General features: G+C 62.4%; 31 protein-coding genes. 4 read left to right on the top strand and 27 right to left on the bottom strand.

The features are described from left to right. The first annotated feature begins 40 nt into the window (after positions 1–40). From A9D14_RS04205 to A9D14_RS04190, 4 genes are all read left to right on the top strand, one after another. On the top strand, positions 41–2875 hold the full coding sequence (locus tag A9D14_RS04205; protein WP_066843198.1) for a 2-oxoglutarate dehydrogenase E1 component: 2835 nt from the start codon (positions 41–43) through the stop codon (positions 2873–2875). A gap of 39 nt (positions 2876–2914) precedes the next feature. Then, complete coding sequence (odhB, locus tag A9D14_RS04200) at positions 2915–4168, top strand: 2-oxoglutarate dehydrogenase complex dihydrolipoyllysine-residue succinyltransferase (RefSeq protein WP_066843196.1); 1254 nt, start codon at positions 2915–2917, stop codon at positions 4166–4168. 28 nt (positions 4169–4196) lie between these two features. After that, positions 4197–5600: a dihydrolipoyl dehydrogenase gene (gene lpdA, locus A9D14_RS04195; protein WP_066843194.1), complete on the top strand. Its 1404-nt coding sequence runs from the start codon at positions 4197–4199 to the stop codon at positions 5598–5600. A gap of 155 nt (positions 5601–5755) precedes the next feature. Beyond that, entirely contained in the window at positions 5756–6379 is a 624-nt protein-coding gene (locus A9D14_RS04190; protein WP_066843192.1) for a trimeric intracellular cation channel family protein, read from the top strand. Here the strand turns inward: A9D14_RS04190 and A9D14_RS04185 are convergent, their stop codons facing one another. From A9D14_RS04185 to rplB, 27 genes are all read right to left on the bottom strand, one after another. After that, positions 6380–7189, bottom strand: coding sequence for a hypothetical protein (locus A9D14_RS04185; protein ID WP_198302044.1), 810 nt, complete (start codon positions 7187–7189; stop codon positions 6380–6382). It lies immediately after the preceding gene. A gap of 90 nt (positions 7190–7279) precedes the next feature. Beyond that, positions 7280–7837 carry a hypothetical protein gene (locus A9D14_RS04180; RefSeq protein ID WP_066843188.1) on the bottom strand — a complete coding sequence of 186 codons (558 nt, stop codon included), beginning with the start codon at positions 7835–7837 and terminating at the stop codon, positions 7280–7282. A 132-nt stretch (positions 7838–7969) separates the two neighbouring features. Continuing rightward, positions 7970–10144 (bottom strand): prolyl oligopeptidase family serine peptidase, encoded by a 2175-nt coding sequence (locus A9D14_RS04175; protein ID WP_083987619.1) that lies wholly within the window; start codon positions 10142–10144, stop codon positions 7970–7972. A gap of 142 nt (positions 10145–10286) precedes the next feature. Next, entirely contained in the window at positions 10287–10709 is a 423-nt protein-coding gene (gene rplQ, locus A9D14_RS04170; RefSeq protein WP_066843186.1) for a 50S ribosomal protein L17, read from the bottom strand. A 117-nt stretch (positions 10710–10826) separates the two neighbouring features. Then, on the bottom strand, positions 10827–11885 hold the full coding sequence (locus tag A9D14_RS04165) for a DNA-directed RNA polymerase subunit alpha (protein WP_066843184.1): 1059 nt from the start codon (positions 11883–11885) through the stop codon (positions 10827–10829). Positions 11886–11996: 111 nt separating this feature from the next. Beyond that, entirely contained in the window at positions 11997–12386 is a 390-nt protein-coding gene (rpsK, locus tag A9D14_RS04160) for a 30S ribosomal protein S11 (RefSeq protein WP_057884041.1), read from the bottom strand. 50 nt (positions 12387–12436) lie between these two features. Next, the gene (gene rpsM / locus A9D14_RS04155; protein WP_066843182.1) at positions 12437–12805 is read right to left on the bottom strand and encodes a 30S ribosomal protein S13; all 369 of its coding nucleotides are present in this window, start codon (positions 12803–12805) and stop codon (positions 12437–12439) included. 318 nt (positions 12806–13123) lie between these two features. Next, complete coding sequence (locus A9D14_RS04150; protein WP_066843180.1) at positions 13124–13867, bottom strand: SRPBCC family protein; 744 nt, start codon at positions 13865–13867, stop codon at positions 13124–13126. 94 nt (positions 13868–13961) lie between these two features. Continuing rightward, complete coding sequence (locus A9D14_RS04145; RefSeq protein ID WP_066843178.1) at positions 13962–14606, bottom strand: adenylate kinase; 645 nt, start codon at positions 14604–14606, stop codon at positions 13962–13964. A 46-nt stretch (positions 14607–14652) separates the two neighbouring features. Next, complete coding sequence (gene secY, locus A9D14_RS04140) at positions 14653–16017, bottom strand: preprotein translocase subunit SecY (RefSeq protein ID WP_066843177.1); 1365 nt, start codon at positions 16015–16017, stop codon at positions 14653–14655. Between the two features lie 170 nt (positions 16018–16187). Then, positions 16188–16667, bottom strand: a complete 480-nt coding sequence (rplO, locus tag A9D14_RS04135) for a 50S ribosomal protein L15 (RefSeq protein ID WP_066843176.1) — start codon at positions 16665–16667, stop codon at positions 16188–16190. 131 nt (positions 16668–16798) lie between these two features. Beyond that, positions 16799–16978, bottom strand: coding sequence for a 50S ribosomal protein L30 (rpmD, locus tag A9D14_RS04130; protein WP_066843175.1), 180 nt, complete (start codon positions 16976–16978; stop codon positions 16799–16801). 6 nt (positions 16979–16984) lie between these two features. Further along, positions 16985–17755 (bottom strand): 30S ribosomal protein S5, encoded by a 771-nt coding sequence (rpsE, locus tag A9D14_RS04125; RefSeq protein ID WP_083987985.1) that lies wholly within the window; start codon positions 17753–17755, stop codon positions 16985–16987. A gap of 2 nt (positions 17756–17757) precedes the next feature. Continuing rightward, entirely contained in the window at positions 17758–18102 is a 345-nt protein-coding gene (gene rplR, locus A9D14_RS04120) for a 50S ribosomal protein L18 (RefSeq protein ID WP_066843174.1), read from the bottom strand. 1 nt (position 18103) lies between these two features. Then, positions 18104–18637 (bottom strand): 50S ribosomal protein L6, encoded by a 534-nt coding sequence (gene rplF / locus A9D14_RS04115; RefSeq protein WP_066843172.1) that lies wholly within the window; start codon positions 18635–18637, stop codon positions 18104–18106. Continuing rightward, positions 18637–19032 carry a 30S ribosomal protein S8 gene (rpsH, locus tag A9D14_RS04110; protein WP_066843170.1) on the bottom strand — a complete coding sequence of 132 codons (396 nt, stop codon included), beginning with the start codon at positions 19030–19032 and terminating at the stop codon, positions 18637–18639. The genes rplF and rpsH overlap by 1 nt, the downstream gene beginning before the upstream one ends. Before the next feature lie 11 nt (positions 19033–19043). Then, a complete protein-coding gene (gene rpsN, locus A9D14_RS04105) occupies positions 19044–19349 on the bottom strand; it encodes a 30S ribosomal protein S14 (RefSeq protein ID WP_066843165.1) in 306 nt (101 codons plus the stop codon). 27 nt (positions 19350–19376) lie between these two features. After that, positions 19377–19958, bottom strand: a complete 582-nt coding sequence (gene rplE / locus A9D14_RS04100; RefSeq protein WP_066843164.1) for a 50S ribosomal protein L5 — start codon at positions 19956–19958, stop codon at positions 19377–19379. Then, the gene (rplX, locus tag A9D14_RS04095) at positions 19951–20271 is read right to left on the bottom strand and encodes a 50S ribosomal protein L24 (protein WP_066843163.1); all 321 of its coding nucleotides are present in this window, start codon (positions 20269–20271) and stop codon (positions 19951–19953) included. The genes rplE and rplX overlap by 8 nt, the downstream gene beginning before the upstream one ends. Further along, positions 20271–20639, bottom strand: coding sequence for a 50S ribosomal protein L14 (gene rplN / locus A9D14_RS04090; RefSeq protein ID WP_066843161.1), 369 nt, complete (start codon positions 20637–20639; stop codon positions 20271–20273). The genes rplX and rplN overlap by 1 nt, the downstream gene beginning before the upstream one ends. A gap of 68 nt (positions 20640–20707) precedes the next feature. Then, complete coding sequence (gene rpsQ, locus A9D14_RS04085; RefSeq protein ID WP_066843155.1) at positions 20708–20998, bottom strand: 30S ribosomal protein S17; 291 nt, start codon at positions 20996–20998, stop codon at positions 20708–20710. Between the two features lie 11 nt (positions 20999–21009). After that, positions 21010–21213, bottom strand: coding sequence for a 50S ribosomal protein L29 (rpmC, locus tag A9D14_RS04080; RefSeq protein ID WP_083987984.1), 204 nt, complete (start codon positions 21211–21213; stop codon positions 21010–21012). Then, positions 21213–21647: a 50S ribosomal protein L16 gene (gene rplP / locus A9D14_RS04075; RefSeq protein ID WP_066843149.1), complete on the bottom strand. Its 435-nt coding sequence runs from the start codon at positions 21645–21647 to the stop codon at positions 21213–21215. Before rplP ends, rpmC begins: the two co-directional genes overlap by 1 nt. 21 nt (positions 21648–21668) lie before the next feature. Next, the gene (rpsC, locus tag A9D14_RS04070; RefSeq protein ID WP_066843148.1) at positions 21669–22364 is read right to left on the bottom strand and encodes a 30S ribosomal protein S3; all 696 of its coding nucleotides are present in this window, start codon (positions 22362–22364) and stop codon (positions 21669–21671) included. Between the two features lie 2 nt (positions 22365–22366). After that, positions 22367–22744: a 50S ribosomal protein L22 gene (gene rplV, locus A9D14_RS04065; protein ID WP_066843147.1), complete on the bottom strand. Its 378-nt coding sequence runs from the start codon at positions 22742–22744 to the stop codon at positions 22367–22369. Then, a complete protein-coding gene (gene rpsS, locus A9D14_RS04060) occupies positions 22744–23019 on the bottom strand; it encodes a 30S ribosomal protein S19 (protein WP_066843146.1) in 276 nt (91 codons plus the stop codon). Before rpsS ends, rplV begins: the two co-directional genes overlap by 1 nt. Positions 23020–23024: 5 nt before the next feature. Further along, on the bottom strand, positions 23025–23861 hold the full coding sequence (gene rplB, locus A9D14_RS04055) for a 50S ribosomal protein L2 (RefSeq protein ID WP_066843145.1): 837 nt from the start codon (positions 23859–23861) through the stop codon (positions 23025–23027). Between the last annotated feature and the right edge of the window lies 1 nt (position 23862).

The following is a 23862-nucleotide window of genomic DNA, read 5'->3' as shown; positions in this document are numbered from 1 at the left end:
ACACCAGGCCTGCGACTGCGGGCAACCATTGGAAGACACCATGGGTAAAGAGCATCAGACCTTCCTCCCCGAGATGGAGCCGAGCGAGGCCCAGCCCGGTCCGTCGTGGCAGCGCAAGAGCTGGCCGCTGACCGGCGAGGACGGCTTCGACGACCTGACGATGGCGCTGGATCCGACGCGGATGAAGGCGGCGCTGAAGGAAGCGGCGAAGAAGAAGGGCGTGCCGGTCGACGACAAGGCGATCGAGGCGGCGGCAGACGATTCCGTCCGCGCGATGATGCTGATCCGCACCTATCGCGTGCGGGGCCACATGGCGGCGGACCTCGATCCGCTGGGTCTGTCCAATCGAGAACTGCCCAAGGATCTGACGCCCGAGTATCACGGCTTCAAGCCGGGCGACCTTGACCGCAAGATCTATGTGGGCGGTAATTTGGGCCTTGAATGGACGACCGTGCGCGAGCTGGTCGAGATCCTACGCGCGAACTATTGCGGCAAGGTCGGCCTTGAATACATGCACATCGCCGATGTCGAGGAACGCCGCTTCCTGCAGGAAAAGATGGAAGGCGCCGACAAGTCGATCGACTTCACCATCATGGGCAAGAAGGCGATCCTGGGCGCGGTGATCCGCGGCGAGCAGTACGAGAAGTTCCTCGCCAAGAAATATGTCGGTACCAAGCGTTTCGGTCTGGACGGCGGCGAGGCAATGATCCCGGCGCTGGAATCGGTCATCAAGTACGGCGGCGCCATGGGCGTGCGCGAGATCGTCTATGGCATGGCGCACCGCGGCCGCCTCAATGTTCTGGCGAACGTCATGGGCAAGCCGTACAAGGTGATATTCCACGAATTTTCGGGCGGTTCTGCGAATCCCGAGGACGTGGGCGGATCGGGCGACGTGAAGTACCATCTGGGCACCAGCACCGACCGCGAATTCGACGGGGTGAAGGTGCACATGAGCCTTGTGCCCAACCCCTCGCACCTGGAAGCGGTCGACCCGGTCGTGCTTGGCAAGGTGCGCGCGCAGCAGCAGTTCCGCGATGACATCGGCGACGGCAAGCACCAGCAGGTCCTGCCCGTGCTGATCCACGGCGACGCGGCCTTCGCGGGCCAGGGCATCGTGTGGGAGTGCCTCGGCTTCAGCGGCATTCGCGGCTACAACACCGGCGGCTGCATCCATTTCGTGATCAACAACCAGATCGGCTTTACCACCAGCCCGCAGTTCGCCCGTTCGTCGCCCTATCCGTCCGACGTGGCGAAGGGCGTGCAGGCGCCGATCCTGCATGTGAACGGCGACGACCCCGAGGCCGTTACCTTCTGCTGCAAGCTGGCGATCGAGTACCGCCAGCGCTTTGGCCGCGACATCGTGATCGACATGTGGTGCTATCGCCGCTTTGGCCACAACGAAGGCGACGAGCCCAGCTTCACCCAGCCGCTGATGTACAAGCAGATCCGCGGCCATCCCGGCGTCAGCGCGCTCTATGCCGAGCGGCTGGAGCAGGAAGGCGTGATCGAGCCCGGCTATCTGAAGGGCCAGGAAGACGCGTTCCATCACGAGCTTGAAGGAGAGTTCGAGGCAGGGAAGAGCTATAAGGCGAACCAGGCCGACTGGTTCGGCGGACGCTGGACCGGCCTCAACAAGCCTGCCGATCCGGAAACCGCGCGGCGCAGCCACGCCACCGGGATCGAGGCCAAGCTGTTCGACAGCCTGGGCCGCACGCTGACCAGCGTTCCCGAGAATGTGAAGATCCACAAGACGCTGAACCGCGTGCTGGATGCCAAGCGCCAGATGTTTGAAGAAGGTGCCGGCTTCGACTGGGCCACCGCCGAAGCGCTGAGCTTCGGATCGCTGCTGGCCGAAGGGTTCTCGGTTCGTCTGTCGGGGCAGGATTCGGGTCGCGGCACGTTCTCGCAGCGCCACGCCGTCTGGGTCGATCAGGAGACCGAGGAAAAGTACATACCGCTGTGCCATGTCCCGCATGGTCATTTCGAGGTGTATGACAGCCCGCTGTCCGAATATGGCGTGCTTGGTTTCGAGTATGGCTATGCCCTTGCCGACCCGAAATCGCTTGTCCTGTGGGAAGCGCAGTTCGGCGATTTCGCCAATGGCGCGCAGATCATGATCGACCAGTTCATCGCGGCGGGCGAAGCCAAGTGGCTTCGTGCCAACGGCCTGGTGATGTTGCTGCCGCATGGCTACGAAGGCCAGGGGCCGGAGCACTCCTCGGCCCGGCTGGAGCGGTTCCTGCAACTGTGCGCGGGCGACAATATTCAGGTGTGCAACATCACCACGCCTGCGAACTATTTCCACGTGATGCGCCGCCAGATGCTGCGCAGCTTCCGCAAGCCGCTGATCATCATGACGCCCAAGTCGCTGCTGCGCCATCCGATGGCGAAGTCGGCAAAGGAAGACTTCCTGGGCGACGCCCACTTCCACCGGATCGTGTCGGATACCACCGACATCGCCGACGACAAGGTGGAACGCCTGGTCCTGTGTTCGGGCAAGGTCGCGTATGACCTGATCGAGGCTCGCGACAAGGCGGGGCTCGACAATACCAGCATCGTGCGGATCGAGCAGATCTATCCGTTCCCCGGCGAACCGCTGGCGTTGCGGATGAGCCGGATGAAGAACCTGAAGAAGGTCGTCTGGTGCCAGGAGGAACCGCGCAACAACGGCGCATGGTTCTTTGTCGAGAGCCAGATCGAGCAGGCGCTGGCCGAGGCGGAAGCACCGGTCTCGCGGCCCCGCTATGCCGGGCGCGAACCCGCGGCGTCGCCCGCGACCGGCCTTGCATCGCGCCATGTGGCGCAGCAGCAGGCGCTGGTTGCCGACGCGCTCGGCCTGTCGATCGAAGACATGATCGCCGCGGACAAGAAGTGATCCGCAGCCCAGAGAATTCCGTAAAAGGACGGCATTGAAATGAGCACCGAAGTCAAGGTCCCCGTATTGGGCGAATCGATCACCGAAGCGACGGTGGGCGAGTGGTTGAAGCAGCCCGGCGAAGCCGTGGCCGCCGACGAACCCATTTGCAGCCTGGAAACCGACAAGGTCGCGATCGACGTCAACGCACCGTCCGCGGGCGTGATGGGCGAGCATCTGGTTGCCGAGGGTGACAACGTGGAAGTTGGCGCGCTGATCGCGACGATCGAGGAAGGCTCCGGTTCTTCGCCGAAGCCTGCGGCGAAGTCCCAGTCCGCCCCTGCCCCCTCGCCCGCTCCTTCCCCGTCACCGGCACCGGCCTCTGCACCGGAGCCGACCGTCGAAGCTGGCGAAGAAGGCGGCGATGCCGTCGTGCTGTCCCCAGCGGTTCGGCGTGCGGTTCTTGAACACGGTATCGATCCGGCCAAGGTCAAGGGCACCGGCAAGGACGGGCGCCTGACCAAGGAAGACGTGCTCGCAGCCGCAAAGGCCAAGAAGGACGCATCGGCTTCGTCGACCAGCGCCCCTGCCCCCGCGGCCGCATCTGCGCCGGGCCGCAATGTCGAGCGGGTGAAGATGACCCGCCTGCGCCAGACCATCGCCAAGCGGCTGAAGAGCGCGCAGGATACCGCGGCGCTGCTAACCACGTTCAACGACGTCGATATGACCGCGGTCATGGAAACGCGCGCGAAGTACAAGGATATGTTCGCGAAGAAGCACGATGTGCGCCTTGGCTTCATGGGCTTCTTCACCAAGGCGGCCTGCCTTGCGCTGAAGGACGTGCCCAGCGTCAATGCCCAGCTTGAGGGCGACGAGATCCTGTATCACGATTACGTCGATGTCTCGGTTGCGGTTTCGGCCCCGAACGGCCTGGTCGTTCCGGTCCTGCGCGATGCCGACAAGAAAAGCTTCGCGCAGATCGAACAGGACATCGCCGACTTCGGCTCGCGCGCCAAGGACGGCACGCTGACGATGGAAGACATGAAGGGCGGCACCTTCACGATCTCCAACGGCGGCGTGTTCGGTTCGCTGATGTCGACCCCCATCATCAACCCGCCGCAGAGCGCGGTTCTCGGCCTGCACCGGATCGAGGAACGGCCCGTCGCCATCAATGGCAAGGTCGAGATCCGTCCGATGATGTACATCGCCCTGTCCTACGACCACCGCCTGATCGACGGGCGCGAGGCAGTGACCGCTCTCAAGATCATCAAGGAGGCGATCGAGGATCCGACCCGCCTTCTGATCGACCTTTGATAGCCAGACGATAAAAGAGACTGAAATCATGGCTGAAACAGACTTCGACGTTATCGTGATCGGTGCCGGTCCCGGCGGTTATGTGGCGGCTATCCGCGCCGCGCAGCTGGGGCTGAAGACCGCTTGCGTCGAAAGCCGCGAGACGCTGGGCGGCACCTGCCTCAATGTCGGCTGCATCCCTTCCAAGGCGCTGCTGCACGGATCGGAACTGTTCGACGAGGCTGCACATGGCACGATGGCCAAGTTCGGCGTGATCGCCAAGGACGTGTCGCTCGATCTCGACGCCATGATGGGCGAGAAGATGACGGCCGTTAAGGAGCTGACCGGCGGCATCGAGTTCCTGTTCAAGAAGAACAAGGTCACCTGGATCAAGGGCAAGGGCAGTTTCGTCGATGCCAGCACGATCAAGGTGGATGGCAAGGATTACACCGCCAAGGACATCGTAATCGCGACCGGATCGTCGGTAACGCCGCTTCCCGGCGTCGAGGTCGACAATGACGGCGGTGTGATCGTCGACAGCACCGGCGCGCTGAAGCTGCCCAAGGTCCCCGAACACATGGTGGTGATCGGCGGCGGCGTGATCGGGCTTGAGCTTGGCAGCGTGTGGCGCAGGCTGGGCGCAAGGGTCACGGTTGTCGAATTCCTCGACAAGCTGCTGCCCGGCATGGACGACGATGTCCGCAAGGAGGCCGCCAAGGTCTTCAAGAAGCAGGGCCTGGAGCTGAAGCTTTCGACCAAGGTCACCGGCGCTACGGTCAAGGATGGCAAGGCGACGCTGACCATCGAACCGTCTGCCGGCGGCGATGCCGAGACGATGGAGGCCGATGCCGTCCTGGTGGCGATCGGACGCAGGCCCAACACTGACGGCCTGAACCTTGAGGCTATCGGGCTGGAAACCAACCAGCGCGGCCAGATCGAGATCGACCACGACTTCGCCACCAAGGTCGAAGGCGTCTGGGCGATCGGCGATTGCGTGCCCGGCCTGATGCTTGCGCACAAGGCCGAGGACGAGGGTCTGGCCGTTGCCGAGAACATTGCGGGTGAAGTCGGCATCGTGAACCATGCCGTCATTCCGACTGTGGTCTACACCATGCCCGAGTTCGCCGGCGTGGGCATGACCGAGGCCGCTGCGAAGGAAGCGGGCCATACGGTCAAGTCTTTCAAGTTCCCGATGATGGCCAACAGCCGGGCCAAGACCAATCGCGAACCCGATGGCTTCGTGAAGATCATCGCCGACGCAGAGACCGATCGCGTGCTGGGCGCCTGGATCATCGCCAGCCTGGCCGGCACCATGATCGCCCAGGTCGCGCAGGCGATGGAATTCGGCGCGACGAGCGAGGACATCGCGTATACCTGCCACGCACACCCCACTCACTCGGAAGCCGTCAAGGAAGCGGCCATGGGTGTGAAGGGCCTGCCGATCCACATCTGATCGCGGCAAAGAGCTGGCCGATCCCGAAAAGGCGATCGGTTTGCTGTAAGGAAAAGACCTCCGCACGCTGGTATCAGCGGCGGAGGTTTTTCGTTCAGGGCGGCAGGACGATATCGGATCGTCCCCGCGATAGAACCTTTTCAGGGAGCTGAAGGATGGTGACCCCCGTAACCGTGCTTGAACTGGCGGGCGTGGCCGTGTTCGCGGTCTCAGGCGCGCTGGCGGCCACGCGCCTGTGCCAGACATTCGTCACCGCCTGCTTCTTCGCGCTGATCACCGGGGTCGGCGGCGGATCGCTGCGCGATTTGCTTCTGGGCGTGCGTGCCGAGTGGCTGGAGGACAGGTTGGTCGCGCTGGTGATCATGATGTCCGCGCTTGCCGTCTGGTTCACCCCCGGCCGCTGGTGGCGCGAAAAGGTCCTGGAATGGGCCGATGCCGCAGGTCTGGCCGCCTTCGCCGCGCTGGGCACTGCCAAGGCCGTGGAATATGGCGTGCAGCCGCTGCCTGCGATCGTCCTGGGCGTGATCTCTGGCTGCGTGGGAGGAATCATCCGCGACGTGCTGGCCGGGGTTCCGTCGATCCTGATGCGACCGGAGCTTTACGTCACCGCAGCGGCCCTGTCGGCGTCCGTCAGCCTCATTGCTCTGGAAATGGGCATGCAGCGCCTGCTTGCGCTTTTGCTAGCCAGCGCAGCCGGCTTCGGGTTGAGGGGCGCTGCCATGATCTGGCGGATCGAACTGCCCGCCTATGCCCGCGACCGGCCCGCAAAGGCCGAGTGATCAGCGCGCGGACGCGATCACCGGATCGCCGGTCGTTTCATAACGGTCGTCTGCCTCGCCGCGCTGCCAGTCCTGCGTGTCGCTATCTCTGGACCAGTCGTCTACCGGCGCCATATTGCCGGGCCGTGCGTCCGGCGTTCCCATGCCTTGCCTCGCCCGCGCCCGTGCGTAGTAATCGTCTCCCTCCCGGCCATAGGACGAAGGCTGGCGAGCGCCCTGCTCCCACGAGGAGAAATCCTGCCCGTCGATGCTGATGTCGCGAATGTCGCCGAAGGAATCGATCTCGCAGCGGTACAGACCGCCGTCGCGCAATGAACCCTCAATGGTCCAGCCATTCAGTACCCGCGAAGCCACATCGACGGTGGCTACCCTGTCGTCGCGTTCGACACTGGAGACGCAGCGGTCAATCGCGCCTTGCATCTCTGCCTGGCTGTCATAGGCGCGATCGGGCGCGTACCGATCGTCGGGATAGGCATCGGCATCGCGAGGATAGGGATAACGATCGGGGTAGCGCTCTCGATCGTCGTCGTCGTTCGATATGGCGTTTGCGATGGCCACGGCCCCTCCGATCAGCACGATGCCGGTGAGCACGTCGCCAAGGCCGAAGCCGTTGTCATAACGACCGTGCCGGTATCTGCGGTGATAGCGATCACGGTCCCATCCGTTCGCGACGCCCCCATCGCGAAGAACGGACAGATGGCTGGTCGGCGGGAGGCTCTGCCGATCAAGCGGCGCGGCCTGAGCGGGCAGCGCCAGTCCGAGGATAGCCATCAAGGGCGGCAGCGCCAGAAGCCGGACATGTCTTGCCATCATTCAAACCCCTGTCTTGCGTTGCCGTGAAGGTTCCACCTTTGCCGCTTGACCAATGCTGAACCAATACCAGCGCTGCCCCGCGGACAATCATCGAAGCCCGCGCACGCCGCTGTAGTCAAGATCGCGAACACCGCGCCCGTCGACCTTGCACGAGAACTTGCCGCTGTCCCAGCCACGCATCGAATTGTTCCAGCCACGGTAATCCCCGCCCCAGCCGCGACCATAGCGGCCACCGCGATACCCTTCATCGACGGCGATCCGGCCCTTAATCTTGTAGCCATAGCTCTTGCGATCGACATCGCGAATATCGGTGACCTTGACTTGGCGGTAGCCCGCCCGATAGGCCTGTTGCTCCGCAACACGCACGCAGCGTTCCACCGCTGCGCGTGAATTCAACCGCCGGTAGTCGCGATCGCGGTATCGGCGGTCGTCATAGCGGCGGTCCCGATAGCGGTAGTCGTCGTTCCCGTCGAACGCACCCGCGACTGCCGCGATACCCCCGATGATGAGCGCACCCGCGATGATATCGCCGGCATCGATGCCGTCGTCCCGGTCATAGGGACCCGCCAAGGCAGGGCTTACCCCCGCCAGTATCATTGCTCCCGCCGATGTCGTGGCCACCATGGCCTTTGCCAGTCGGTTCATCGCGTGTGCTCCTTTCGCTTCGGTCGAATTTAAGAGTTCGACGAAGATGATAGAGCATCACGCGTTGGGGGCCGCTGAACCCCGTTGTCAGAAACTGTTAATATTCATATCGCATTTTCTGAACGTAGGAAATCAGTCCGGTTGCAGATCGGTCCAATGCGCCAGGAAACCCAGTACGTCGGCATTCTTCCCGATTATTTTCGAGACCGGCATGCCCGCTCCGTGTCCGGCGCGGGTTTCGATCCGGATGAGATGCGGGGAGTTTCCTAGTTCTGCATGCTGCAACGCGGCGGCATATTTGAAGCTGTGGCCTGGGATCACCCGGTCGTCGGTATCCGCCGTCGTCACCAGGATCGCCGGGTAATCGCCTGACGCCGGAACATTGTGATAGGGCGAATAGCTGCGAAGGACGTGGAAATCCTCCTCGACATCGGGGAAGCCGTAATCGGCTGCCCAGGCCCGGCCATAACCCCAACGGTCGAAGCGAAGCATGTCCATCACGCCCACGTCGGCGTTCACGACATCGAACAGGTCGGGCCGGCGATTGGTCACCACGCCCATCAAGAGCCCGCCGTTGGATCCGCCCTGAATCGCCAGCTGGTTGCCGCCGGTGACGCCATTGGCTTTCAGCCATTCGCCTGCCGCGATGAAATCGGCGAAGGCGTTCTCTCGTTTCGGGCCGCGTGCGGCATCGTGCCACGCGCTGCCATATTCGCCGCCGCCCCTGATATTCGCCAGGGCAAAAACGCCCCCCGCCTGTAGCCAAGCCATCCGCGTGGACGAAAAACTGGGCGGAAGCGACACGTTGAAACCGCCATAGGCGTAGAGCAGCGTCGGCGCCGGCCCGGTCACGTCCGCCCGCTTCACGATGAACATCGGGATCCGGGTATCGTCCGCAGAGGGGTAGAACACCTGCTCGACGACGAATTGCTCGGGATCGAAGCCCAGGGTGCGGTCGACGATCGATCGGCTATCTCCCGTAGCCAAATCCAGGCGATAGACCTCGGGCGGGCGATTGAAGGAGCTGAAGCCGAACCAGGCCTCGCTTTCGCCCGGTTCGCCCGAAAGGCCTGCGACCGAGCCGATGCCGGGCAAGCCAACTTCGCCGGCTGGCTTCCCGTCAAGCGTGAACAAGCGCAGCCGCGATTTCACATCCTCGAGGTAGTCAATGACGATGCGGTCACCCATTACCCGCGCGGCATCCATGTTGTGCTGGCCTTGCGCGATCAGTTCCTCAACCTGCGGCTGCCCGGCGGAGAGGTCGAGCGACATCAGCCTGTAGAGCGGCGCGTCCTTGTCGGTGCGCAGGATGACAGTGTCGCCCACTGCCTCAATCACTTCCCACTGATGGTCCATCGTATCCGCGACAACGATCGGCTCTGCGGCGAGATCTTCGACTGGAAGGATACGCAATTCGTTGCCCGGCACGGATCCGTCCTGGCTGTAGATGAAAAGCCAGCGGCCATCGGCACTGACCGATGCGCCGTGCAGCATCGAAGGCCGATCCGGCGTAGCATAGATCAACCTGTCGGCCGATTGAGGCTGTCCCAGCACGTGCATCCAGATTTGCTGATTGCGATTGGCGACCTGGAAGTCGTCGCCCTCCGCAGGCTCGGGGAAGCGCGAATAGACGAAGCGCCTGTCGTCGATCCATTGGGCGCCGCCCGTCTTGACCCACTCTATCCTGTCGGCAAGCTTCTGACCTGTCGCAAGGTCGAGGAATTCGATCGTGTTCCAGTCGCTACCGGCTTCCTGCACCTGGTACGACAATATCTTTGCTTGCGCAGAGGGATTCCAGCCGGCGAGCGCTACCGTTCCGTCATCCGACCATTCGTTCGGGTCCAGTAGAACCTGACCGTTGCCATCCAGCACATCGCCGGACATGGGCTTCATCAGCAGGACATCCTGATCGGCAAGGCCGGGGTTGTAGGTGTAGAACAGCAAGCCACCCTTCTTCTCGGGAATGCCGAAGCGCTCGTAATCGAGCATCTCGCCAAGCTTGGCAGCAAACCATTCCCGTTCATTCAGCGTCGCGAGATAGGCATCGGTGAAGGCGCTCTGCCGCGCGACCCAGTCTGCGACATCGGCGCTGTTGCGCACGTCGGCTTCCAGCCAGCGATAAGGGTCAGCGACGTTTGTACCGAAGATCGTCTCCACGACATCGTCGCGCCGGGTCTCGGGGTAGGATGGCAAGCTGGCTTCCTTTGCGTTCGTGATCGGCACCGGCTCCTGCGCGTGTACCGGCATGGTCGTCGACAAGGCAGTGGCGAGCAGCCAGCCCAGGCTGCGTGAAGTGAGTTTGCTCATCCCCATGATGTTAGGACCATTTGCGACGCGATCAAGTTACCGATGCAACCGTATGGCCGGGCCCGGATGGAAATTGAAAAGGGCGCCGGCAGTCGTGCTGCCGGCGCCCTTTGGCGAATTTCCGAATGGGAAACGAAGTGGCTCAGGCCTCCTCGTACTCCTCCTCGTCATTCATCACCGGACCGCTGTCCTGGCCCTTGGCCTCGACATCGCGGTCGACGAGTTCGATGATCGCGATGGGCGCGGCGTCCGAAGCGCGGATGCCTGCCTTGATGATGCGCGTATAGCCACCGTCGCGGTCGGCATAACGCTCTGCCAGAACGTCGAACAGCTTGGCCAGCTGCGCATCGTCGAGCAGGCGGCTGTGCGCCAGACGGCGGTTCGACAGACCGCCACGCTTCGCCAGCGTAATCAGCTTTTCGACATAGGGACGCAGTTCGCGCGCCTTGGGCGTGGTGGTCTTGATCTGCTCGTGCTTGATCAGAGCCGCGGCCATATTGCGCAGAAGCGCGTTGCGGTGGCCGGTCTTGCGCTGGAGCTTACGCCCCGACATTTTGTGACGCATAAATCATTCCTTCGTTCGTAGGGGGGCCGTGCAAGGTACCCCGATCCTGGCTGCAGTATCCGGTCAGCCCGAAACCCGGTTTCCCGCCCCGACCGTCGCCGAGGCGGGAATCTGGTGTCAGCCCAGAAGCTCTTGTTCGAGCTTCTTGGCCATTTCCTCGATGTTCTCGGGCGGCCAGCCCGGGATGTCCATGCCAAGGCGCAGACCCATCGAAGAAAGAACTTCCTTGATCTCGTTCAGCGACTTGCGGCCGAAGTTCGGGGTACGGAGCATTTCCGCCTCCGTCTTCTGCACCAGATCGCCAATATAGATGATGTTGTCGTTCTTGAGGCAGTTGGCCGAGCGCACCGAAAGCTCCAGCTCGTCGACCTTCTTGAGAAGGTAGCGGTTGAGCTGGTTGGCGTCCGATTCCTCGGGAGCAACGGCTGCCGTACCGGCAGTCTGCGGAGCGCCCTGCGGAATGCCTTCCTCGAAATGCACGAACAGCGCGAGCTGATCCTGCAGGATGCGCGCAGCATAGGCCACCGCATCTTCAGGCGTCACCGTGCCGTCGGTTTCGACGGTCAGCGACAGCTTGTCGTAGTCGAGTTCCTGGCCGACGCGCGCATTCTCGACCTTGTAGCTGACCTGACGCACCGGCGAATACAGCGAGTCGATCGGGATCAGACCGATCGGCGCATCCGCCGGTCGATTGGCCACGGCGGGGCTGTAGCCCTTACCCGTGTCCGCGGTCAGCTCCATGTTCAGCGTCGCGCCTTCGTCGAGGTGGCAGATGACGAGGTTCTTATTCAAAACCTCGATATCGCCCGTCACCTGGATGTCGCCGGCAGTCACTTCAGCAGGACCGGTCACCGAAAGGTTCAGACGCTTGGCGCCCTCGCCTTCCATCTTCAGCGCGACCTGCTTGATGTTCAGCACGATGTCGGTGATGTCCTCGCGAACGCCGGCAAGCGACGAAAACTCGTGGAGGACGTTGTCGATCTTGATCGAGGTGACGGCCGCGCCCTGCAGCGAGGACAGCAGCACCCGGCGCAGCGCGTTGCCGAGCGTCAGGCCGAAGCCACGCTCCAGAGGCTCGGCCACGAAGGTCGCACGGCGCTTGGCATCGCCCTGCCCCTTGATCTCGAGATTGTTGGGTTTCTTCAGTTCCTGCCAGTTCTTCATATTGACGGACATGGGCTTCCCCTGGGTTTGTTCTTGGGTGGCCATCCGCTGCGTGAGGGCGCGGCATTGGCCAAGGGCAGGTCGGACAAGCGGGGCGTGGATCCTTCGCCCCGCTGGCCAGAATCAGACGCGACGACGCTTCGACGGACGAACGCCGTTGTGCGGGATCGGGGTCACGTCGCGGATCGAGGTGATCGTGAAGCCCACCGCCTGCAGAGCACGCAGCGCGCTCTCGCGGCCCGAACCGGGACCCTTCACCTCGACCTCGAGGGTGCGAACGCCGTGTTCGGCGGCCTTCTTGCCAGCATCGTCGGCAGCAACCTGGGCCGCATAGGGAGTCGACTTGCGGCTACCCTTGAAGCCCATCATGCCGGCCGAGGACCAGCTGATCGCATTGCCCTGCGCATCGGTGATGGTGATCATAGTGTTGTTGAAGCTGGCGTTCACATGCGCGACGCCGCTGGAGATATTCTTGCGCTCGCGCCGTTTGATGCGCTGAGGTTCGCGTGCCATTGTCTCGTATCCTGATCTAGTGGAAGAAATTCGCTACCGAAGGCAGTGAATTACTTCTTCTTGCCGGCGATCGGCTTGGCCTTGCCCTTGCGGGTACGGGCGTTGGTGTGGGTGCGCTGGCCGCGAACGGGCAGACCCTTACGATGACGCAGACCGCGATAGCAGGCCAGGTCCATCAGGCGCTTGATGTTCATCGCGGTTTCGCGGCGAAGGTCACCTTCGACCGTATATTCGGCGTCGATGGCTTCACGGATCTGAAGGACTTCGGCGTCAGTCAGGTCCTGCACACGGCGCGCATGATCAATGCCAAGCTTGTCGGCAATGTCGACGGCCGACTTCGGACCGATACCGTGAATATAGGTAAGCGCCACGATCACGCGCTTGTTGGTGGGGATGTTCACCCCGGCAATACGAGCCACAAAAATCTCCTGCTCCACAGGGGTTGCGCGGATCCTGCACCAGTGCAGAACGCGGCCCCTATCTCATCGCGTATCGCCCGCGCCAGAATGGCAATTTGCCCAAACGGCAAAAGCCCGGAAAGGAACGCGTGATCACGCGATCCGGCCGGACCACTGTCAATTAAGGACGAGCGAGGGGCGCGCTTACGCAGATTCGACATAGCTGTCAATGCCTGTCGGGGCTGCAGGCGCGCTGTCACAATAGCGTATCGCGCAAACCTGTAAAATGTTTGGTAATAAAGCAGACCAAATTGAATCTCTCGGTCGCGCTTCAATCGGCTAACCGGTCCCGTCCGCAAGGAAGTCTTCTCCGATGCCCCGGGATGCGGCGTCGTCAGACTGATCGCCGTTCTGATCGGATGCTTCCGGCATCAGGTCATCGGGTTCGATGGTCTGGATCGACGAAGCGGATCTTGTGCTTCCTACCTGCGCGGATCGTTCGGCGGGCTGTTCCGGTAGTTTGGTCCCGCCGGTAGGTTCATCACCCAGGGTTGCGGCCAGGCGCGACAACTGGTCGCCGATCACCGCGTCGACCGCAGGCGCGATCACTGGCAGTTCCAGGCGGGAGGGACCGCCCACCGCATATTCGAACTGCATGCGCGTTCCCTCGGCGACAGGCTCGACCGTGATCGTTAGAACCCCGCTCAGCGGCTCCCTTTGCAACGGACCAAGCGCGCCGCTCAGTCGCAGCAACCGTCCGGGATCGACAAGCACAACCTCGAGGTGGCGAACGCTGCCGGTTGCCGGTCGCTCGTCACTCGCCGGAAGTACCTCGCAGAAGCATCCGCCTGCCTCGGGTTCGAGCGAGAAATTCTCGGCGCTACCGGAAAAGCTGTGCTCCGCGTTCCACCAACCGGATGGAGAGAGCAGCGCATCCCAGGCCTCGTCGCGGCTGACGGAAACTGTCGCAGCGTGACGGACGACGAAGAAGTCATCCTCCAGTTCGACGATCTCCGCATGTGCCGGCGCAGCCGACGCAAGCGCTGCCGCAATGATCGCGCCTGTCGCGAGGTAGCCCTTCATTCGATTTCCCAAACGCCATGATTGTTAGTGGATATGGGTAAGTCGAACACCGCGGCGCGTACAAGAAGCAATCCGCCTGCACGCCCGGATCCGGTCAAGAGACGATGCCGGTAATCGCCTCCGTAACCTCGTCGATATCGGCCATGCCATCGACGCGGCTGACAATACCGCGCGCTTCGTAGATCGGAAGGATCGGCGCAGTCTTGGCGCGATACTCGGCCATGCGCGTCCGCACGGTCGCCTCATTATCGTCCGGACGCCGCTTGAACTCGGTCGATCCGCAGCGATCACACACCCCAACCTGTTTGGGCTGCTCGAATATGTCGTGATAGCCCTTGCCGCAATTTGCGCAGGTGTATCGGCCGGTAATCCGCTCGACCAGGGCGTCTTCGTTGACCTCGAGCTCAATGACGTAATCGAGCGTGCGCCCGTGTTCCTTCAGGATGTCGTCAAGGGAATGCGCCTGTTCGGCCGTCCGCGGATAACCGTCGAAGATCGCGCCCGTCTCATCGCCCATCGCTGCAAGTTCAGCCGAGATGAGCGCCGAGACGATCTCGTCCGACACCAGTTCGCCTGCATCCATGACCGCCTTGGCCTGAAGCCCGACCGGCGTCTGCGCCTTTACCGCAGCGCGCAACATGTCACCGGTCGACAGCTGCCGCATGCCGTATTTGTTCACCAGCCTTAGCGACTGCGTGCCCTTGCCTGCCCCCGGAGGGCCGAGAAGGATTATATTCACTTGCGCTTCCTCCCACCTGGTCGAACCGACATCCCCAGACAGGATGTCAGCGCAACCGACCCTTGAACTTGGCCTTCTTGATAAGATCGCCGTATTGATGTGCAAGCAGATGGCTCTGGATCTGCGCGATCGTGTCGACCGTGACGTTCACCACGATGAGCAGGCTGGTGCCACCAAGAAAGAACGGCAGCCCGGTCTGGGCGATGACATATTCGGGCAGCACGCAGACCAAGGTCAGATAGGCAGCGCCGATCACGGTGATACGGGTCAGTACGTAATCGAGATAGTTCGCCGTATTGCGCCCCGGCCGGATGCCCGGAATGAACCCCCCGCCCCGCTTCAGGTTCTCGGCTGTCTCTTCAGGATTGAAGACGACCGCAGTGTAGAAGAAGCAGAAGAAGATGATGCCGACAGCGTAAAGCAGCATGTACAGCGGCTGACCGTGCTGGAGATACTGGTTCAGCGTCACCAGAATGCCGCCCATCGTGCTGTCCGGCGTCACAGAATTACCGGCAAATTGCGTGATCGTCAGAGGCAGCAGCAACAGCGAGCTGGCGAAAATCGGCGGGATCACGCCCGACGTGTTCAGCTTGAGAGGCAGGTGAGAGCGATCCGCCTGCATGCCGCCGCGCTGCTGTGCGCGCTTGGGGTACTGGATCAGCAGGCGGCGCTGCGCCCGTTCCATGAACGAGATAAAGAGGATCAACCCGATGATCACCACGAATAGCATGACGATCAGATAAGAAGGAATCGAGCCAGAGCGCCCACCCTCCATCAGCTGCGCGCCGACGGTCGGGAACTGAGCAACGATACCCGCCATGATGATAAGCGAGACGCCATTGCCGATGCCGCGCGACGTGATCTGCTCACCAAGCCACAGCAGGAACATGGTACCGCCGACCAGCGAGATGACCGCACCGATGCGGAACAGCAGGCCAGGATCGACGACCGCGTTCAGCCCGCTGGACGCCGCATAGGTTTCGAGACCCACCGCCAGGAAATAGCCCTGCACCGCGGTCAGACCGACGGTTCCATAGCGCGTGTATTGATTAAGCTTCTTGCGCCCGCTCTCACCCTCTTTCTTCAGCGCGGCCAGCGCGGGGTGAAGCGCGGCGCCAAGCTGAACCACGATCGACGCCGTGATATACGGCATGACGCCAAGCGCGATGAGGCTCATGCGCTCAAGGCTGCCGCCCGAGAAGGTGTTGAAGAGATCCAGCACGCCGCCGCGGGTCTGCTCGTACAGGTCCTGCAGGATCAGCGGATTGACGCCCGGCAGTGGAACGAAGCTTAGAAAGCGAAAGACGACCAGGGCACCCAGCGTGAACCAGATGCGTTGCTTGAGTTCGGTCGCCTTCGAGAAATTGGAGAGGCTGAGAGAGCTCGCAATATTGTCGGCGCGTGATGCCATGGGTGATCAATGCCTATGCAGGTGACGGGCTGTTCGACTCGAAAAGGTCGATGTGCCGGAACGCGCTATCAACTGACGCGCCCATACTGCAAGACCACTGGGCCTTGCGCCCGCGCATATAGAGTGCGGGCGGGGATACGAACACCCCCGCCCTCACAATGTCTTGCGAATTATTCGGCAGCGGCCTTGGCCGGAGCAGTGGTTTCAACCGTTCCGCCCAGCTTCTCGACCTGCTCCACGGCGCCCTTCGAAGCGCCGGCAACCTTGAAGCTGACCTTGCTCGTCAGCTCACCCTTTGCGAGCAGACGCACGCCGTCCTTGCCGCCGCGGGCAAGGCCAGCGGCCTGCAGCGCGTCATGATCGACGACGCCGCTCGTTTCAAGCTTGCCTGCATCAATGAACTTCTGGATCATGCCCAGGTTCACCTCGGCATAATCCTTGCCGAACGGATTGTTGAAGCCGCGCTTGGGAAGACGCATGTGCAGCGGCATCTGGCCACCTTCGAACCCGGCGATCGAAACGCCCGAGCGTGCCTTGGCACCCTTCTGGCCGCGTCCACCGGTCTTGCCCTTGCCCGAGCCGATGCCCCGGCCAATGCGCATACGGCGATGGCGTGCACCTTCGTTATCACGGATATCAGTCAGTTTCATAATTGCACTCGCTTTCGCTTTTCTTCGCGCTGAACATGTCGGGCCGCGAATACGGCCCTCAAATGAAAGCGGCCCGGTACGCGCCCGGGCCGCCTCATGTCAAGTAATGGTCGCCTTCCGGCAGCCCGTAATCAGTCGACCACGGCCACCATGTGCGGAAGCTTGGCAATCGCGCCGCGCACTTCCGGAGTGTCCTGCACCTCGACGATGCGATGCATCTTGCCGAGGCCAAGGCCGACCAGAATCTTCTTCTGGCTTTCGGGGCGCCGGATCGGCGAACCGATCTGCTTGATCTTGATCGTGTCTGCCATGATTGCTTACTCCACCAGAGCCGCAGCGTCGGCTTCCGCCTCGGCCTCGCTTGCGCCGCCGCGGCCAAGCAGATCCGCAACCTTCTTGCCACGACGCTGCGCCACCGACTTCGGCGAAGTCTGGTTGGTCAGCGCATCGAAAGTGGCGCGGATCATGTTGTAGGGGTTCGACGTACCGACCGACTTGGTCACCACGTCGGCAACGCCCAGGCTCTCGAACACGGCGCGCATCGGACCGCCGGCGATGATGCCGGTACCCGGAGGCGCCGTACGGACGTTCACCTTGCCCGCACCGAAACGGCCCTTGCCGTCATGATGCAGTGTCCGGCCGTCCTTCAGCGGAACGCGAACCATCTTCTTCTTCGCGGCTGCCGTAGCCTTGTTGATTGCCTCGGGAACCTCACGGGCCTTGCCGTGGCCGAAACCCACGCGGCCCTTGCCGTCGCCCACGACCACCAGTGCCGCGAAGCCAAAGCGCTTACCACCCTTGACGGTCTTGGAAACGCGGTTGATGTGGACGAGCTTCTCGATGAGCTCCTCGCCTTCATCCTCGCGCTGACCGCGTCCGCCGCGGCGATCGTCCCGGCCACCACGACCACGACCACGACCACCACGGTCGCCGCGTTCACGGCGCCCGCGACCTTCGCGCTCCGCCGGCTGGGACGGATCGCCGCCTGCGGTCGACTGGTTGTCGGCCGCCTCGGTGCTCGCCATGGTCGGCGTCGGCGTCTGACCCGCGCTGTCGATCGGGGTCTCGTTGTTGTTTTCTTCTGCCATCATCAGAACTCCAGCCCGCCTTCGCGCGCAGCGTCGGCCAGCGCCTTGACGCGGCCATGGAACAGGAAGCCGCCACGGTCGAACACGACAGTCGTCACGCCCGCCTTCTTGGCGGCGGCTGCGATGTCCTTGCCGACCTGCGAAGCCGCATCGACATTCGCGCCCGAGGCCTTCGCACCCAACGTCGAAGCGGCAGCCACAGTGCGGCCTTCGCTGTCGTCGATGATCTGGGCGTAGATGTGCTTGCCGGTGCGGTGCACCGACAGGCGCGGACGACCGTTGCCACGAGCGCGCAGCGCGGTACGAACCCGGCGGCGGCGGCGTTCGAAAAGAGAAAGCTTGGCCATCTTACTTCTTCTTCCCTTCCTTGCGGAAGATATACTCGCCCTGGTACTTGATGCCCTTGCCCTTGTACGGCTCGGGCTTGCGCCAGCGGCGGATCTCTGCGGCGAACTGGCCAACGGCCTGCTTGTCGATGCCCGAGATGATGATGGTCGTCTGATCGGGCGTCTTCACGTCCAGACCTTCAGGGACATCAAGATCGACGTCATGGCTGAAGCCGAGCTGAAGCTTCAGCTTGCTGCCCTGCGACTGCGCGCGATAGCCGACGCCCTTGATCTCAAGCGTCTTCGAGTAGCCCTCGGTCACGCCATCGATCAAGTTCGACACCAGCGTACGCTGCATGCCCCAGAAAGAGCGCGACTTTTTGCTATCGTTCACCGGCTCGACGGCGATCTGACCGTCCTGCACTTCGTAGGTGACCTGATCGGTCAGCCCCATGGTTAGGGTGCCCTTCGGACCCTTCACGCTCAGGACGCCATCGGCGATCTTCGCCTCAACGCCACCGGGGATCGCGACCGGCTTCTTACCGATGCGGCTCATCAGAACACCTCCGCAAGCACTTCGCCGCCCACGTTCTCGGTGCGCGCTTCGGCGTCCGAGAGCACACCCTTGGGCGTGGAGACGATTGTGATGCCAAGACCGCCACGGACATTCGGAAGCTCCTTCGAGCCCGAATAGACCCGGCGACCGGGCTTGGAGACACGGGCGAGATACTTGATCGCGGGCTCGCCTTCGAAATACTTCAGTTCAATCCGCAGTGCGGGGTGCTTGCCCGAAGCGTCTTCGCTATAGCCACGGATGTAGCCTTCGCGCTGGAGCACTTCGAGGACATTCGCACGCAGCTTCGACGCCGGCGAAAGGACGGAATCCTTCTTCGCCTGCTGGCCGTTGCGGATACGGGTGAGCATATCACCCAGGGGATCGGTCATCGCCATAGGTTAATTCCTCACCAGCTCGACTTGGTCAGGCCCGGGATCAGGCCCTTGTTGCCCAGATCGCGAAGCTCGATACGGTTGAGACCGAACTTGCGGTAATAACCGCGCGGACGGCCGGTCGTGGTGCAACGGTTGCGCACGCGGGTCGGGTTGCCGTTACGGGGCACCTCGGCCAGCTTCAGACGGGCAAGCCAACGCTCGCCATCATCAAGCGATTCGTCGTCGGCAACCGCCTTCAGCTTCGCGATGCGGTTCGCGTACTTCTTCACAAGCTTCTTGCGACGCTCGTTCTTGTTCACGGAACTCAGTTTCGCCATGGACTTAAGCTCTCTTTCCGGGGCGGCTCACGCCGCTTCCTTTTCTTCCGACGCTTCGGCCGGGAACGGGAATCCGAACAGACGCAGAAGCTCGCGGGCTTCGTCGTCGCTCTTCGCGGTGGTGGTCACGATGATGTCCATGCCACGCACCTTCTCGATCTGGTCATAGCTGATCTCGGGGAAGATGATCTGCTCTTTCAGACCCATCGCGTAATTGCCGCGGCCATCGAACGACTTCGGGTTGAGACCACGGAAGTCGCGGATGCGGGGCATTGCGATGGTGACCAGGCGGTCGAGGAATTCGAACATGCGTTCGCGGCGCAGGGTGACCTTGCAACCGATCGGCATGCCTTCACGCAGCTTGAACTGCGCGATCGACTTCTTCGCCTTGGTGATCACAGGCTTCTGGCCGGCGATCAGTTCCATCTCGGCTGCAGCGGTCTGGACCTTCTTCTTGTCCTGGCTCGCCTCGCCAACGCCCATGTTGAGCGTGATCTTTTCCAGCTTCGGCACTTCGTAGCGGTTCGCATAACCGAACTTCTCGGTCATGGCCTTGACGATTTCCTCGTCATACTTGGTGCGAAGACGCGGGGTATAATTCTCAGCCATCGATCGTCTCTCCGGACTTGACGGCAACGCGCACCTTCTTGCCGTCCTTCGTTTCGAAACGGACGCGGGTGGGCTTGCCATCCTTCGGATCGGCAACGGCGACCTTGCTGATCGCCATCGGCGCAGGAGCGCGGTCAATGCCGCCCTGCGGGTTCGTCTGGGTGGGCTTGCGGTGGCGGGTGGTGACGTTCACGCCTTCCACCACGACCTTGCCGTCCTTGGGCATGACCTGAGCGACCGTGCCGGTCTTGCCCTTGTCCTTGCCCGACAGCACGACAACGCTGTCACCCTTCTTGATCTTTGCGGACGCCATTACAGCACCTCCGGAGCAAGCGAGATGATCTTCATGAAGCCCTTGCCGCGCAGTTCGCGCACGACGGGGCCGAAGATACGGGTGCCGATCGGTTCCTCGGACTTGTTCACGAGGACGGCGGCATTCGAGTCAAAGCGGATCACGCTACCATCGGGACGACGAACGTCCTTCCGGGTGCGGACGATCACGGCGCGGTGAACGTCGCCCTTCTTGACCTTGGCACGGGGCTGCGCCTCCTTGACGGAGACGACGATGACATCGCCAACGCTCGCGGTGCGGCGCTTCGATCCGCCCAGCACCTTGATGCACTGGACGCGCTTGGCGCCGCTGTTGTCAGCGACATCCAAGTTTGACTGCATCTGGATCATCGATCCGGTTCCTTCTTCTCGGCTTGCCGGGACATTCTGCCCGGCAGTTCCAAAACTCTAATGCGGGCTCAGTTACCCGCGGCTTCGACGTCGAGATCGGCTTCGAGCGCGCTATCGGCCTTGCCGCCGACGCGGTCGATGACCTTCCACGTCTTCAGCTTGGACATAGGCGCCGTTTCCTCGATCCGCACCCATTCGCCGGGACGATAGGCGTTGTCTTCGTCGTGCGCGTGATACTTCTTCGAACGACGGATGATCTTGCCGTAGAGCGGGTGCTTGACCTTACGCTCTACCTTCACGACCACCGTCTTGTCGGTCTTGTCGGAAACAACCGTCCCGATCAGGATACGCTTCGGCATCGGTTGGCTCCTTAATTCGCCGCGCGGGCGCGTTCGCCCTGCAGCGTCTTGATGCGCGCGATCTGGCGACGAACTTCCTGGATGCGAGCGGGACGCTCGATCTGGTTGGTCGCGGCCTGAAAGCGCAAGTTGAACGCCTCGCGCTTGAGATCCGTCAGGTCAGCCGTCAGCTGATCGTCGGTCTTGGCGCGCAGGTCTTCGATCTTGTTGGCCATCATTCGCCTCCCAGGTGAGAGGTGTCGCCAAGACGGGCAACAACCTTAGTCTTGATCGGCAGCTTCATCGCGGCGCGCTCGAACGCTTCGGCGGCCAGGGGACCGGCAACGCCATCGAGCTCGAACAGGATGCGACCCGGCTTCACGCGAGCGGCCCAGTATTCCACCGAACCCTTGCCCTTGCCCTGACGGACTTCGGCGGGCTTCTTAGAAACCGGCACGTCGGGGAACACGCGGATCCACAGACGGCCCTGGCGCTTGATGTGTCGCGTGATCGCGCGGCGAGCCGCCTCGATCTGGCGCGCAGTGATACGCTCGGGTTCCATTGCCTTCAGCCCGTACGAGCCGAAGTTCAGATCGGTGCCGCCCTTGGCATTGCCATGGATCTTGCCCTTGAACGCCTTGCGGAACTTGGTTTTTTTCGGTTGCAGCATTGCTCTTACCTCAGCCTGTCCTTAGCGCGCCGGTCGCACGCCGGAGGTCTGGGCGTCCATCATCAGGCGGTCTTGCGCCATCGGATCATGACCCAAAATCTCACCCTTGAAGATCCACACCTTGATGCCGATGATCCCATAGGCGGTCAGCGCCTCGGCTTCGGCATAGTCGATGTTGGCACGAAGCGTGTGCAGCGGCACACGACCTTCACGGTACTGCTCGACACGTGCGATCTCGGCGCCGCCGAGACGGCCACCGCACATGATCTTGATGCCATCGGCACCAAGTCGCATGGCCGACTGCATCGCCCGCTTCATCGCACGGCGGAAAGCCACGCGGCGGATGAGCTGGTCGGCAATGCCCTGCGCGACGAGCTTGGCGTCGATCTCGGGCTTGCGGATTTCGACGATGTTCAGCTTCACTTCGCTGTCCGTCATCGCGGCAAGCTTCGAGCGCAGCTTTTCGATGTCTGCGCCCTTCTTGCCGATGATCACACCGGGACGAGCCGCGTAGATCGAGATGCGGCACAGCTTAGCCGGACGCTCGATCACGATCTTCGAGATCGCCGCCTGCGGCAGCGAGTCGACGATGAACTTGCGGATCTCGATGTCTTCCTTGAGAAGACCGGCGTAATCACGCCCTTCGGCGTACCAGCGGCTTTCCCAAGTACGGTTGATCTGCAAACGCAGGCCGATCGGATTGCTCTTGTGACCCATGATCAGGCCTCCTCGACTTCGCGGACCACGATGCGCAGCCGGCTGAACGGCTTGAGGATGCGCGTGGACTTGCCACGACCCCGCGTGTGGAAACGCTTCATGGTAATCGCCTTGCCGACCGATGCTTCCGCAACGACCAGCGCATCGACGTCCAGGTTATGGTTGTTCTCTGCATTAGCGATCGCGCTGGCAAGAACCTTGCGAGCGTCGACAGCCATCGCCTTGTTCGAGAAAGCGAGGATGTTCAACGCTTCCTCGGCCTTCTTGCCGCGGATCAGGCCCGCAACGAGGTTCAGCTTCTGGGCCGAGCCACGGATCGTGGTCCCGACGGCCAGCGCCTCATTCTCGGCGACGCGACGCGGAGCTTTCTGCTTGCTCATCAGCGCTTGCCCTTCTTGTCTGCGGCGTGACCCGGGAAGTTGCGCGTGGGTGCGAACTCACCAAGCTTGTGGCCGACCATGTCCTCGTTAACCGACACGGGAATGAACTTCTGGCCATTATAGACGCTGAACGTCAGACCTACGAACTGCGGGAGAACCGTCGAGCGGCGCGACCAGGTCTTGATCGGCGCGTGGCTGTTCTTGTCCTGCGCTTCCTCTGCCTTCTTCAGCAGCGAAAGCTCGACGAACGGACCCTTGCGAAGCGAACGTGCCATGGGTCTTACCTCTTCTTCTTCGCGTGACGGGACCGGATGATCATCTTGTCCGTCTGCTTGTTATGACGCGTGCGGGCACCCTTGGTCGGCTTGCCCCATGGCGTAACCGGATGACGGCCACCCGAGGTGCGGCCTTCACCACCACCGTGCGGGTGATCGACCGGGTTCTTCGCAACACCGCGAGTCAGCGGACGCTTGCCCATCCAGCGACGACGACCGGCCTTCGCCAGCGTCTGGTTCGAGTTGTCGGGGTTCGAAACCGCGCCAACCGTACCCATGCAATCGCCGCGCAGGTAGCGCTGTTCGCCCGAATTCAGACGAACGATGACGAGACCGCGGTCACGACCGACGACCTGAGCATACGCACCGGCCGAACGGGCGATCTGGCCGCCCTTGCCCGGCTTCATCTCCAGGTTGTGGCAGATGGTGCCAACCGGCATCTGGCTCAGCAACATGGCGTTGCCGGGCTTCGTGTCGGTCTTCTCGCCGGCGACTACGCTGTCGCCAACGGCCAGGCGCTGCGGCGCCAGGATATAAGCCTGCTCGCCGTCCTCGTACTTCACCAGTGCGATGAAAGCCGTGCGGTTCGGGTCATACTCCATGCGCTCGACAGTCGCGGGCATGTCCCACTTCCGACGCTTGAAGTCGATGTAGCGGTACTTTTGCTTATGACCGCCGCCAATGCCGCGCGAGGTGACATGGCCCTTGTTGTTACGACCACCGGTCTTGCGCTTGCCCTCGGTCAGCGACTTGACGGGCTTACCCTTGTAGAGTCCCGACTTGTCGACCAGCACGAGGCCACGGCGGGCCGGGCTCGTTGGTTTGTAGTTCTTGAGTGCCATG

Source organism: Croceicoccus marinus (genome assembly GCF_001661675.2).
GTDB lineage: Bacteria > Pseudomonadota > Alphaproteobacteria > Sphingomonadales > Sphingomonadaceae > Croceicoccus > Croceicoccus marinus.
Note: the sequence above shows the minus strand (reverse complement) of the source record. Positions and strands in the feature narration are given on the sequence as shown.